Below are 14,368 nucleotides of genomic sequence, written 5' to 3'. Positions count from 1 at the left end.
TTTTCGTACTTTGTGTTTAACTTTAGTAAAACGATTTTAAACCCTATCTATCACCTTCTCCTGCGCTTACTTCATAAATGCCTAATCAATAGTAATAGTCATTACACCTCATTCTTCTACATCTTACGCCTGATCAGCGTCCTTTAGCCAATATTCTATATGTTAGTTGGCAGTACTACATATTTATTTATGGGGGATTATAATTATACCAGGAATGAAAGAACAAACTGATAAAGAAATCTTAGTAGCATTTTCACAAGGAAATCCTTTAGCGTTCGAGCATATTTACAAACGGTTCCATACCAATATATTCCTGGTGGCGCACCGGTACATCCGCTCTGAAGAAGATGCAAAAGATATACGTTCCAAATGTTTTTGCAAACTGTGGGAATTGCATGAAAAACTGGAATTCGATTCAATGGGCGCTCTTTTCTCCTGGCTCCGCGCCTCTATTACCAACAGTTGTATTGATTATTTAAGAAGTATCTCCATCAGGGAATCAAAACGCCCGGAAATCGTGAAACGTTACTGGCAGGATAATGAGACGGACCTATTCGAGGCAAGTGATAAAGAAGCTATTATTATAGAAAGATTATTAAAAGAGATTGACCAGTTGCCTCCAAAGTTCAAAGAGGTATTTAAAATGCGCTGGTTGCATGATTTAAAATTTAGAGAGATCGCTGAAGAATTGGAAATCGATGTCAGTACAATTAAAAAACGGTACTCACGGGCCGTAGTATTGTTGAAAAGAAATATCCCCGATTCAGAACTGGTCATTCTTTTTATCTTCTTGTTCTGGGATATCTATAATAACTAAATTTCCGCTGTTTTACGTTTTTGTTAAAAAATCGTTCCCTTTTTTATTCCTCTGGACGTTTAATAATTGCAAAACAAATCAATTATCATCCTCCTGATCCTATCAAGCCATTAAATACTCTCCCGCATGACAAACGAAAGATTCATTGAGCTTTTTGATAAAAGCCGAGACGGCCTTTTATCAGAATCCGAAGCCATAGAGTGGAATGAATGGATCGGACAGTCTGAACATAACCGGGAAATGATTGAACGTTTACAGAATGAGGAATATGTTAAAAGAACAGTCCAGCTATTAACTAAAGCGAGGCAGGAGGACTGGCTGGATATTCTGGAAAAACACCCGGAGTTGAAGCCTGAAGGCCTGGAGGTAAAACATCTAAGTAATGGTAGGCTTGTTCGTTTGTGGATTGCTGCAGCTGTAGCCATCATGATAGGTGTATTTGTTACATATCTGTTTTTAGAAAATAAAACATCTGAGCCGAAACTGACCAACACAAATAGAAAGCTGATTCAGGATATCAGGCCCCCTGATACCACTAAAGCCAGGATCACGCTGGCAAACGGGCAGGTGGTAGCTCTGGATACTATGTCAAATGGTGTATTCGCTCTGCAGGGAAGAGTAAATGTAGTAAAAACCAGTGATGGAGAAATTTCCTATAAAGGTGCCGGGGGAAATGGCGGATCAGGCGAAGTGGCTTACAACACCCTTACAAACCCACGCGGCAGTAAAATAGTCAGTATTAACCTGAGCGATGGGACAAGGATCTGGCTGAACAGCGAAAGCACTTTGCGATATCCCGTAGTCTTCAACGGCAATGAACGGCACGTAGAGTTAATAGGCGAAGCCTATTTTGAGGTAGCCCCTTCTTTCATTAAAAGTGGTAAAAAGAGACCCTTCTTCGTTACTGCCAATGATGTTACTGTTGAGGTGCTAGGTACGCATTATAATGTGAGTAACTACCCAGATGAAAGCACGACAAAGGTGACCTTGCTGGAAGGAAGTGTGAAAGTTAGTACAAAGAATAAAGAGCACTCAGTAATTCTCAAACCAGGAGAACAAACATCTGTATCACATACATCCCAATTATCCCAAACAATCCCAGTTCAGACAGCTGACCTCGATCTGGCAATGGCCTGGAAGAATGGCACCTTCTATTTCAATGGGGAATCCCTGGAGGCTATTATGAAGCAACTGGCCCGCTATTATAATGTTGACATAGAATATGAAGGAAATCCGCCCGGTAAAAAGTTTGGGGGGATGATCAGCCGAAATAAAAACCTGGGTGAAGTATTAAGCGTGCTCGAATTGAGCGGGGTGCATTTCAGGATAGAAGGCCCCAAAATCATCGTGTTAGAATAACGGTATTACCATGAAAATTTCAACAATACCTTTTAAGTGTAATTCAATATAAAAAGATAAAGCCTTTTGATCGTTCTCCATTCAATATAGATGAGGCTACACTAATCTAACCCCATTGCCATTAAACTAAATAAAAACCGACAGTGCTGAAGACACTGCCGGTGAAGCGAGGTTAACGATAAAATACGATTCTTCCAACATTAACCTAACAACTGCTAAGATATGATTTATTGTAGTTGTGGTAAAAAACATTGCCTGTTTTTACCACGCCAAACCTTACTGGCAATGAAGTTGACCGTCATATTGTTCCTGATAGCCTTCCACGTAAGTGCAGATGGGTACAACCAGGTGGTGACCCTGCACAAAAAAAATGCACCGCTTACAGATGTCTTTAAAGATATAAGGCAACAAACCGGCTATGATTTTTTTTATGAACTCACCTGGCTGGAAAAGGCGAAGCCCGTAAATATAAATGTCAGTAATATTCCACTTACTGATGCGCTCAATCTTTGCTTAAAGGACCAACCATTAACCTTTACTATAACCGGAACTACGATCGTACTAAAACCTAAGCCTGTTCAGCTGAATGTATTTGCTGCAAATACTGGTTTTGATGTGCATGGGGTGGTGCTGGATGAAAACAATGCACCCATGCAGAGCGTAAACATAATGGTAAAAGGGACCGATAAAATTACCAGCACCAATAACCGGGGGGAATTTCAGATCAAAGACGTTCAGGCAACCACCGTGCTGGTTGTTTCTTCTGTTGGTTATAGCAGACAAGAAATTACAGTTAATGGCAAATCTGATCTACGCATTCAATTAAAGGTTGCTATTGGTACTTTAGATGAAATTCAGTTTGTAGCTTATGGGACTACTACCAAACGGTTAAATACAGGTAATGTTACCACAATAAAAGCAAGCGATATTGAAAAACAGCCTGTACAAAATCCCTTGTTAACGCTGCAGGGTAGGGTGCCAGGTTTAGTTGTTATTCAACCTTCCGGCCTAGCTGGAAGTAGTGTAAGAATTCGAATACAGGGTCAAAACAGTATTGCTAATGGCAGCGAACCTCTTTATGTAGTTGATGGGGTGCCAATAGACCCACAATTGCCTAGGACCGGAAATGACTATGTTCTCGGTTCTAGTGGAGCAATTTTTAGTGGCTGGGGCAATCCCCTGAATTATATCAATCCTTCGGATATTGAAAGCATTGATATTTTAAAAGATGCTGATGCTACAGCTATTTATGGCTCTCGAGCTGCCAACGGGGCTATTATGATTACCACAAAAAAGGGGAAAGCCGGGGTAATGAAGTTCGATCTGAATTCGCAGGTTGGCTTCGGCAAAATGATACGCCGGTTGGATATGCTGAATACAAAACAATACTTGGAAATGCGATATGAAGCCTATGCAAATGATGGTATTGACTGGACTAGCCCATCAATTTCAGCGGACGATCTGAAAGTATGGGATACAACCCGATATACAAACTGGCAGGATCAACTTCTAGGGGGGACTGCAAAATTTACCAATTTCAATACTTCAGTTTCTGGCGGAGCGGCTACCGCTAGGTATTTTATCAGTGGCACTTATCATAAAGAAACAAGTGTTTTTCCGCTTTCGGAAGACTTCGCCGACAGAAAAGGGACACTCCATTTTAATATGGATGCCAATTCTATGAATAGTAAGTTCAAACTGCAACTTTCAGGAAATTTTATGGCTGATAATAATCAATTGCCTCAAAATGATATTACTCAAACCGCATTGTTGTTAGAGCCTGACGCGCCGCCGTTGCTAAATGCCGATGGCAGTATCAATTGGGCGCCTGACGCAAATGGTAATACTACTCTTAGTGATGCTAATGTGATGATTCAGAGATATAAAAAATATGTTAACAAGACTTATAACCTGGTAAGTAGTCTTAATTTGGGATATACTATTTTTCCCCGCTTTGAATTAAGGAGCAGTTTTGGTTATAATTATATGCAGACAAATGATTATTCTCCAGGGCCGCTTATCGCGGTCGCGCCCGAACTAAGAACTACAACAGTTAGGGGGGCGAACTTTGGCGATAGAAATATTCAATCATGGATAATGGAGCCTCAGGCAAGTTATTCGTCGAAAATCAGTAAAGGAAAAATAGAGCTATTAGTAGGCGTTACGTTACAGAATAAAAATGTAAACTCAGGCTATATCTATGGAAACGGACAGCTAAGTGATGAATTATTGAATAATTTATATGCAGCAGCAAATATATATAAGAATAACTCTTTGAGCTCTAATTATAAGTATAATGCATTTTTTGGAAGGATCAATTATAATTGGAGCGATAAATATATTGTAAACATTAACGCTCGACGGGATGGTAGTACGCGTTTCGGCGCCAATAATCGGTTTCATGATTTCGGCTCATTAGGGGGCGCATGGATTTTTTCCAACGAAAAAATTATACGGTCTAAAGCTGGTATTATAAGTTTTGGCAAATTAAGAAGCAGCTATGGCTCTACTGGTAGTGACCAAATTGGTGATTACCAATATATGAGTTTGTATAATCTTTATAGCAATGCGCCTGTTCCTTATCAGGGGATTGCTGGACTTATCCCAGCAGGATTACCAAACCCTAATTTGCAATGGGAAGAAACTTGGAAATTACAAGCGGGAATAGATCTGGGTTTTTTGCAAGACAGGGTTATTGTAAATGTGACATGGGTGCGGAATCGCTCATCCAATCAATTGCTACGGTACAGTCTTCCAAATACAGCAGGTTTTACCAGTTATTATGTAAATTTTCCTGCTATTATCCAGAACAGAAATTGGGAATTTGCCGTAACTGGGAAAATCTCACAAGGAAAGGACTTCAACTGGACATGTAATGTGAATTTAACTTTGCCTAAGAATAAATTGGTAAGTTTTCCCAATTTATCTACTTCAACGTACGCTAGCAGATTAATTGTTGGTGAACCGATTGATGTCTTAAGTAATTATCATTATTTAGGAGTAGCACCTGGTTCCGGAGATTATTTATTTTCCGATAGAAATGGTCATCCTGTATTGGAACCTAATACTGCCACTGATCGAACAAGTTTAATTTCAACATTTCAAAAGCTTTACGGAGGCTTTCAAAATAACCTTACTTACAAAAGCATCCAACTTGATTTCCTTTTTCAATTTGTATCGCAGGTTGGCTATAACGATGTCTCTTTTTGGAACGGAAGCCGGTACCCGGGGATGTTTACAAGGGGCAATAGTAATCAGCCTGTGACTGTATTAGGTCGCTGGCAAAAAGTAGGCGACAAGGCTTCTGTTGCAAAATTCAGTACAGGTGAGGTTGCGACTGTACTTGATAGCGATCATCGATATACTAACGCTTCTTTTATTAGGTTGAAAAATTTGGCCTTTTATTGGAGCTTGCCTCAAAAATGGGTTGATAAAGTACATTTTAGGAGTTTCCGAATCTATTTACACGGACAGAATTTATTGACGATCACAAATTATAAAGGATTAGATCCCGAGACCCAAAGTATGACCTCCTTACCTCCGCTACGAATTTGGACTATAGGTTTTCAAGCAGGATTGTAAATAATAATAATAGAACTGTTCTATGCTTTCATTTTATAATTCTAAAAATTTAATAATAAGCATAACCATTTTTTGCGTCTTTGCAATTAGTTGCAAGAAAAGCATTGTGGTTGAAACTCCACAAGTAAGCGTAAATGAAGAAAATGTTTATAAAACCGATGCAACAGCTATTGCAGTATTAACAGCTGTCTATTCAAAGATGGTAAATGAAGGGCTATTTACTGGTCGCGCCGGTATTTCATTGCTGCCTGGGTTATCTGCTGATGAATTATCACTTGCTGGAGTTGTAACTGATAACAGACTTATTGCTTATTACCGGAATCAATTACGCACAAGCCCAAATGAAAGTTTTGGTACTGAATTATGGGAAGGTACATTTTATTATATTTTTATTTGCAATGCGGCTATTGAAGGGTTAAATAATTCCGGTTCGTTATCTAGTTATGTAAAAAAGCAATTACTTGGAGAAGCTAAATTTATGCGGGCGTTTTTTTATTTCTATTTGGCAAGTTTTTATTCTGATGTTCCCTTGGTTTTAACGACGAATCCTGCTATAAATGCCGCATTACCCCGATCACCTGTAAAACAGGTTTATCAACAGGTCATAGCTGATTTAAAGGACGCCAAGGATTTACTTAGTGAGAATTACCTGAATAAAGATTTGCAAAACTATACTGGAGTGCCGGAGAGGGTACGTCCTACTAAATGGGCAGCTAGTGCTTTACTAGCAAGAACTTATTTATACATGACTGATTATACCAATGCGGAAGTTGAGGCTAACAGAGTTATTACTAATACAGCACTGTTTTCGCTTCCTACTGTAATTAACAGCGTTTTTTTAAAGAATAGCAGCGAAGCCATCTGGCAATTACAGCCCGTACAAAATGGCAGAAATACGGAAGATGCGTTTACCTTTATCCTTCCTCCGACCGGACCAAATGTAAGCGTAAATCCAGTTTCCTTGAGCCCGCAACTATTAAATTCATTCGAGTTGGGCGATCTGCGAAGAAAGGGGAAGAATTGGATTGATAGCGTAATAGTTTCAGGAAATATCTATTATTTTCCCAGCAAATACAAAGCTACTATTTCAGCTGGCGCTACTAGTGAATATCTGATGGTTTTTCGATTAGCCGAACAGTTGCTGATAAGAGCAGAAGCCAGAGTACAGTTAAATAAACTTGGTGAAGCAGAAGATGACCTGAACATGATACGAAGAAGAGCGGGGTTGCAAAATACATCGGCAAACGATAAGGTCACATTATTGGCGGCGATTTTAAAAGAACGGCAGGTTGAATTATTTGTAGAATGGGGACATCGCTGGCTAGATTTAAAACGATCGGGAAATCTTGACTTCATAATGGGTGTTGTAACACCATTAAAAGCCAACGGCGGGAAATGGCAAAGTTATCAAGCGTATTATCCTATTTATTATAATGATATTTTGATGGATCCCAATTTAAGTCAAAATAGTGGATATGCTGTTCCGTGAACTTTTAGTTAATTATAAAAATATAAATTATGAATTTCTTTTCATTTTGTTTTGGTCTTAGCAATAGGCAAGATAGATTAGCTTTTTCTATTCTTTTAAAGTGTTTTTCAATCGGCGGTCTAATCTTAATTGTCATTTCTAGCTGTAACAAAAAAAATGATACGCCACCACCTACAGTCCCTACTGTGACCACTACAGCGCTGACAAATATTACCACCAGCAGCGCCACAAGTGGTGGGACTATAGTTAGTGATGGTAACGCGAAAATATCTCAAAGTGGTATTGTATGGAGTAAAGTAAACAAAACACCTACTCTTACTGATAGTGTAATAGCAGGAACTACCTCCAGCGGTAGCTTTACTATTAATCTTGGTGGTCTTGATTTTAATACCGTTTATTATCTTCGGGCTTTTGCCACCAATATCGTAGGTACAGGATACGGCAATGTGGTGATGCTGAATACAACTAATGACACGACAAAAGTTCGTTTTACTTACAATGGGCAAGAGGTAGTTTATGGTATTATTGTTAGCCCCACAACAGGAAAAAAGTGGTTAGATAGAAACCTAGGGGGTAAACGTATAGCAACATCTTTTGATGATTATCAGGCTTATGGCGACCTCTTCCAATGGGGACGTCCTGCTGACGGTCACCAGTTAATTAACTGGACCTCATCAGCTATTGGGGCTGCTATAAATGGAGTTACTACAGTAATTGCTACATCAGACATTCCTGGGCATAGTAATTTTATAACCCCCCCCGCTGCCACGCCCTATGACTGGCGTAATGACAATAATAGCAACCGATGGGCCACAGTATCACAAGGGCCTTGCCCCTCAGGTTGGCATGTTCCAACTAGGAGCGAATGGGGGGCCGAAGTATCAAGCGCTGCAACTGGGGGAACGGCTAGCATTGGGGGAATTACTGATTACATTACTGCCTATAATTTTTTAAAGCTTACTGCTTCCGGTCGTCGAAGAGGATATGGATCAAGTGCAGGTCAATTCCATCGTACTGGAATTTCAGGAATATACTGGAGTTCTTCTATTTTAACAGGTTTTTATACTACAGCATCTCAATTTCAAAGCTTTGATACGGATGTTCAGATTGATGGTGATGATCTGTCTGTAGGGGCAAGTGTTCGTTGTATTAAAAATTAGATCTTTTTCATACTGATTTGCTAAATGACAATGACTATTGGGAAATGATAACTGATGACTGGTTTTGCTCTATAGTTTCCATAAGAGAAGACTTACAACCACCATCAATTAATGAATGGTGGTTGTAAGCTTAAAAATCTAAGATAGTTTAATTAGTTACTAGTCTAATTGCAGTGGGGCAATCAGTACTAGGGCAACCTGCAGTTGTTCCATCCCAGTCTGCCTTATAAAAAGTATTATTATCGCCAGGAGTTTCTATCACCAAACGACTTACTACAGCGCAGCTCTGGTTTTGTGTATTTGTAGTAGACTTACAAAACTTTGAAGTTTTGTTTGAAGTAAATGCAAGTGCACTGCTAACAATAGCAAGAACAACCACAGATGTTACAATCATTCTTAACTTTTTCATAATAAAACATTTAATATTAATTATAAACCTACTTGGAGTAACTCATCAAAGGGTAAGTAGGTATAAACCACTTTGTAGAGTATTGTCATGACAATATTTTATATGCCGGATTCTCGGCAAGAATTCATTGTTAAAACAAGTGTGTTGCCGCTTTTATAGTTATATGAGGTTGCTTCTTTGCCTTTTAATGGGTTTTAAGTTTGGTGCACACTATGGGATATAATATGTTCCTAACCTAAGTTTTGAGGTTTAATATTATTCTGTACAAAGCGAGCTGCTTTACAATTTATTTTTTTACATCAATTCCGATACTCTAGATTTTTATCGTAGTATTTATATGCAATTTAGCTTTGCATATAACAAAAGTTGTCGCATTTTTGGAATATCTCAATTGTCTCTATAATGGCAATTGATTAGTATTAAATGAATATTTTATTGTGCTTTAGGTAAGTGTTATAAGAAATGCCATTGGATTGTATTGCTAAAATAACTTAAAGGGCTTTAATATATTAAATTTCCCATTTTCAGGACAGTTGAGTTTTCATAGAAAAAATTTCAAAAATAATATTTTGAAATCCAGCAGTTACAAATGTGTGTTTAAACGATTCGTTGTGTACTCTTTAATGTACTAAATTTATAATTGGAATAACTAGGAAATCGAGCAGGAGCATTTTAATACGATTAAATAAGAACGTTATTTGTTATCATGTATTTCATAACGTATTAATTTGTTGAAAATGGGACAGCATAATAATGATTTGGAAGTAGTTAAGCTTTTTGAATTACAATCGATGCGATGGGATAGATACATTTGTTTTTAATAGAAAAATATATATTATTAAGGCATAAGTAATAACATTATAGGCTATAGATGGAAAAATGTAGGGAAGCTAATGCAAAAAAAATGAATAGCAATGAGGTGATTCGTTGGGTGCTTGGACGTGTTCACCAAGCTCCAAAGCTGATGAAATCTAACGCCATCGCTGATAAAAGTAATTATTTTTGATCTCTGAAAAATTTACACAGATGAGGATAATAAAATATATTCTTTCACTTAATTTTCTACTGGAATCGACAATAGGGATTTCTCAGAAAAGTCTTGGGCTGACAACGAGTTCTGCTAACCCTTTATCAGTTAATTACACAATTTTAGAACAGTTTCTTTGGGGGTATTCAAAAAGTAATTCAGGTCTTGGCCAAAAAGGTAAAATTGATTTTGATGCTATTGATAACTGGCGTGGTCTAGGAGATTATTTATCTGTTAGTGACGATGGTGAGTTTTTTGCTTACACAATTCAAAAGCCAAGTAATAAATCTCGTTACTCCGGGATATTTTTAAATGATTTTGATAGTTTGGTGGTACAGTCTATTCATAGCTCGTTTAGACTGGCATTTGCCGATGCCAAACCCGGTTTTTTTTCGAGCAGCTGTAAGGAATATATTTTTCAGCAAAAAGATAATCTGTGTTTCTTGCAAATAGACAGCCCTCATATTCGAAGAGTGAAAAATATTATATCATACAAGGTTATTCAAAGTAGTAAGAATGAATGGTTGGCCAGTCGTATAAATCATTGTAATGATAAGATCGATAGAAGGGAATTGTTGTTACTGCAGCCTGTCACAAAAGTAGAAAAGCACTTTTTGCATGTGGAGAATTATTCATTTGCACAGAATGGCGACTTTTTACTGTTACAAACAATGGAAAAAATAAATAAGGAAATTGTTAAAACTTTACAATACATAAACCTTCATGGAAAAATTAAGTCAAATATAATTTGGTCAACAAGGAATGAAAAAGTTTCTTTGGGTAGTTACGATATTGACGGTCCACGTAACCAGGTTGTATTTAGTATTATAGATAGTTCAAATGTAGGCTTAAATAACACAACAGTTTGTTATTACAAAGAAGGGATGAAAAAGGCCAGTTTAAAAATAAGTAAGGGAATTCTGGGTAATAAAGAGCAAATAGCCATTATGCCCACTGTTTCTTTTACTGATAATGGTCGGTATATAAAGTTTGCTTTTCAGCTTGAGCGTGAGACAAGAAGGGTTAACCAAAGTATTGCACAGGTAGAGGTTTGGAGTTCTCATGACCCTTATTTGCAATCTGTTCAATCGAATCGAATAAAATGGCCTGTTAAATTTGATGCAGTTCTAAACAATGTAAATGACAAGGTGATTTATCTAAAGAGCAATGACAAGGAGGTGTTTTTATTACAAGGGGATTTTGCAGTTGAAAAAAAAATATCCGAAGAAGAACTTGGAGATCGCTTTTGGGAAAAAAGCAATTTGGATAGCACTTGGTTAGTTTCCTTGAAAAATGGTAGCGAGTATTTATTACCTACAAGGGCGCGAAAAGATAACTTCTGGTTTTCGCCTGATAACAATTATTTAGTTTATTTTGATGCTGATAAGGGCGGTCACTATTTTAGTTATAATTTGCATACTTGGTTATTAAGCGATATATCAGCAAATGTCCAAGTCGGTCAATTTGGTTTTGTCAATCATTATATTAGACCTATTGGTAAACCCGAATTTCCAGCAGGTCCGGCTGCATGGCTAGATAATAATGAAATGTTGGTCTACGATAATTTTGATATCTGGCGTCTTGACTTAACAGGTAAGGACGCTGCTATTAACATAACCGGCGCTTTTGGTCAAAACAACAACATTATATTAAATTTGTTTAAAACCAGCCGATTTTACTTTGCAAATCTTCCCGTCATAAAGTCTAATGAATCTTTACTGTTACGAGCGTTTAATACGAAAAATAAGCAGTTTGGATATTATATGAAAGTTGATTTAAATGCTGGTTCACCGAGATTGTTATACATGGGGGACTACTTTTCGGATAAAATACCAATATGTCATGATGTAAATTTATCAAATAATGGTATGGCCCCAGTGAAAGCTAGGAATTCAGACACTTGGATAGTGCAGAGACAATCAACTACGGATGCCCCCAATTATTATGAAACTTCAGACTTCAGAGATTTTAAAAGATTAACAAATTTACAGCCTCAGAAGAATTTCAGGTGGATTTCTGAAGAACTACTCACCTTTTTTCATCTTGATGGAAATAAGGGGCAAGGCATTTTATATAAACCTGAAGGTTTTGATACAACAAAGAGATATCCGGTTTTAATTGTATTTTATGGCGCGTTTTCTAATAATTTGCATCAGTTTTTAGTTCCGGCGTATAATTTTGAAGCAACAACTCCTGGGAGATCACCTGCATGGTTTCTAAACAATGGATATCTGGTATTCACACCGGATATATATACATCTCCACTTAAGTATGGGCCTGAAGCATATAACGTCATTGAGGGGGCTGTAAAGCGTTTAAAACAACTTTCTTATGTAGACACTAATAAGTTGGGGTGCGCTTCACACAGTTGGTCGGCAAAATTGGGAGCTTATCTATTTACTCATTCTGCCTCTTTTAGTGCAACTGCTATTAGTGAAGGGTTTATTTATGCAAATCCAATTAATACTGCATTATCAATTAGTGATGAAAAAAGTAGATTGCAAGATGTTGAAATGGGACAAAAATATGGAAGTCTTTGGGAAAATAAAGAAGTATGGTTGGATCATACAACTGTTTTAAATGTAGATAAAGCCCAAAGCCCTTTACTATTATTTTGTAATAAAGAAAGTTCAGATGACTATCAAAATCAAACTTTACAATTATTTTCTGCTTTGAGAAGATTGGATAAGAGTGTATGGTGGTTAAAATATGATAAAGGTGAACACACTTTGTCAGATATAAAAGAACTCAGAGATTATACCATACGTTATACGCAGTTTTTTGATCATTATCTAAAAGAGGGCCCTGCGCCTCGGTGGATGACACAAGGTATATCTTTTGAGTTAAAGGGTTGTGAAAGTAGATATGAATTAGACCCTCAAGGAACTTGCGGTTTACCATTAGGCGATAATTGCCCAATTTGTAAAGCTTGGAATACGCAGTATAAACGGAGTCCAGAGATGTTCAGAAAGGGAATTAAAGATTGGGTCTTGGATGAGGATATTTTGGTGGACTTGGAACATAAAATATTAGAGAGGCGAAATCAATTTAATAAGGAGGAAGTAAAACAAACTGCAGAAATGCTTAAAAAATTAAATTCTAAGTGAACTGCTGTTAATGAATATAGATTGAGTAATTTTTTTAAAAGTGAGTCATATAACTTTATTATTTTAGCTACTTATTGTTCAGGTTGTTATTGGTGGGCGTGTTAAATTGATCGAAATTAAAGTGCCTAAAATCAAAAGATGCAAGGAGTAGTTAAAGCAAAATGGTTTTTGGCAGAAATGGTATGAGCACCTTTCATTTAAATTCTTTTGTCAAAATTGATTTTAAAATGCAATATTACAGCTACATAAGATAGAAAGCATTGAATCAATGCTACTTATTCGAATAACGAAAATGAGCAAATGTATGTGTTGTTCACAGTTAATAGTTGGATAGCTTATGGGATGTTGTTAGAAATAGGAATACATTGGCAATTCAAAGATTGCATAGAGGCAAAAATATTATGATTTCATTTAAGATCTGTAAAAATTATTTAGGAGTAAGCAGGAAATTGAGCTTCTACTAATGGAACATGCTCAAAGTGGCCAAAGTGTAAAGCCTTCTGTGCAGGTCTTCCTATTGCAGAAGCTCCATCCTATCATATGCCAGCCAGTGAGTGCTGTTTATCTTAAAGAGTTGTTGGCATGAGCAGTTGATTCAATTGCTGGAGAAGAATTGCTGGCCCTGATCGTGATCGACAAGTATGTTGACCATCGGCCGCTACATCGTCAATGAAGCGTTTTGAAAGAGGCGGTGTCAAACTGGCCTATTCTACATTGACTGATTGGGTATGCAATATGTGTAATCTCATTACCCCATTGTTTGAAGCGCTAAAGCTGGAAGTATTGCAAAGGGCTATCTACATGCAGATGAAACGCCTATAAAAATGATTGACAAGGATAATAAAGGAGAAACCGCACATGGGCTTCTATTAGGTGTACGAGGATAGTATTAATAAAACTGTCTTTTTTTAATTACCAGGAAGGCCTTGGTCGCGAAGGTCCAATGCAAATACTGGAAAACTTTAAGGGGTATTTGCAAACCGATGGCTATGTGACCTATGATGTTTTAGATAAAGGACCAATCGTCATATTGACCCATTGCATGGCTCATGGCAGGCGTATGTTTAATGAAGCTTTGGACAATGATAATGATCGCGCTTCTTACGCTCTGAATGAAATCCAAAAATTGCGGGTCTGAGCTTCGATGAGCTAAAAGTTGTTCGAACAAAAAAGCTGACCCGATACTTAAGGGTATATGGCTATGGATGCAACAGCAATACCTGCATGTACTGCCCAATAGCGCGATAGGCAAGGCTCTTGCTTATAGTTTAGAACGGTGGCATAAGTTATCGCTCTATACCGCTGATGGTCGATTGAACATCGACAATAATCCTGTAGAGAAAAGTATACGCCCGGTAGCCCTGGGTTATGCATAGTAAATGACTATGTAAAGTAATAATTTTCTCCAGCACATTTTC

7 protein-coding genes and 2 pseudogenes are annotated in these 14,368 nt (G+C 37.4%); 8 read left to right on the top strand and 1 reads right to left on the bottom strand.

Annotated features, from left to right (window positions below; translation table 11 throughout):
- The first annotated feature begins 214 nt into the window (after positions 1-214).
- The 5 genes from NIAKO_RS23400 (at position 215) to NIAKO_RS23380 (ending at position 8,407) form a co-directional block, all read left to right on the top strand.
- Complete coding sequence (locus tag NIAKO_RS23400) at positions 215-817, top strand: RNA polymerase sigma factor (protein WP_014220929.1); 603 nt, start codon at positions 215-217, stop codon at positions 815-817.
- A 126-nt stretch (positions 818-943) separates the two neighbouring features.
- Positions 944-2,176: a FecR family protein gene (locus tag NIAKO_RS23395; RefSeq protein WP_014220928.1), complete on the top strand. Its 1,233-nt coding sequence runs from the start codon at positions 944-946 to the stop codon at positions 2,174-2,176.
- Between the two features lie 285 nt (positions 2,177-2,461).
- Positions 2,462-5,758, top strand: a complete 3,297-nt coding sequence (locus NIAKO_RS23390; protein ID WP_049815593.1) for a SusC/RagA family TonB-linked outer membrane protein — start codon at positions 2,462-2,464, stop codon at positions 5,756-5,758.
- Positions 5,759-5,780: 22 nt separating this feature from the next.
- Positions 5,781-7,247, top strand: a complete 1,467-nt coding sequence (locus NIAKO_RS23385) for a RagB/SusD family nutrient uptake outer membrane protein (protein ID WP_014220926.1) — start codon at positions 5,781-5,783, stop codon at positions 7,245-7,247.
- A 29-nt stretch (positions 7,248-7,276) separates the two neighbouring features.
- A complete protein-coding gene (locus NIAKO_RS23380; protein WP_014220925.1) occupies positions 7,277-8,407 on the top strand; it encodes a fibrobacter succinogenes major paralogous domain-containing protein in 1,131 nt (376 codons plus the stop codon).
- Positions 8,408-8,555: 148 nt separating this feature from the next.
- Here NIAKO_RS23380 and NIAKO_RS38685 read toward each other — a convergent pair whose 3' ends face one another.
- Positions 8,556-8,816, bottom strand: coding sequence for a hypothetical protein (locus NIAKO_RS38685; protein ID WP_014220924.1), 261 nt, complete (start codon positions 8,814-8,816; stop codon positions 8,556-8,558).
- Positions 8,817-9,842: 1,026 nt separating this feature from the next.
- Between NIAKO_RS38685 and NIAKO_RS23375 the strand changes: the two genes are divergently transcribed.
- From NIAKO_RS23375 to NIAKO_RS39805, 3 genes and pseudogenes are all read left to right on the top strand, one after another.
- Positions 9,843-12,950: an alpha/beta hydrolase family protein gene (locus tag NIAKO_RS23375; protein ID WP_014220922.1), complete on the top strand. Its 3,108-nt coding sequence runs from the start codon at positions 9,843-9,845 to the stop codon at positions 12,948-12,950.
- 865 nt (positions 12,951-13,815) lie between these two features.
- Positions 13,816-14,088 (top strand): annotated as a pseudogene (locus tag NIAKO_RS39810) (IS66 family transposase); the annotation flags it as partial.
- Between the two features lie 34 nt (positions 14,089-14,122).
- Positions 14,123-14,326, top strand: a pseudogene (locus NIAKO_RS39805) (IS66 family transposase); the annotation flags it as partial.
- Positions 14,327-14,368 lie beyond the last annotated feature (42 nt).

The organism is Niastella koreensis GR20-10 (genome assembly GCF_000246855.1).
GTDB classification, from domain to species: domain Bacteria; phylum Bacteroidota; class Bacteroidia; order Chitinophagales; family Chitinophagaceae; genus Niastella; species Niastella koreensis.
This window is presented reverse-complemented; position numbering and strand designations above follow the sequence as displayed.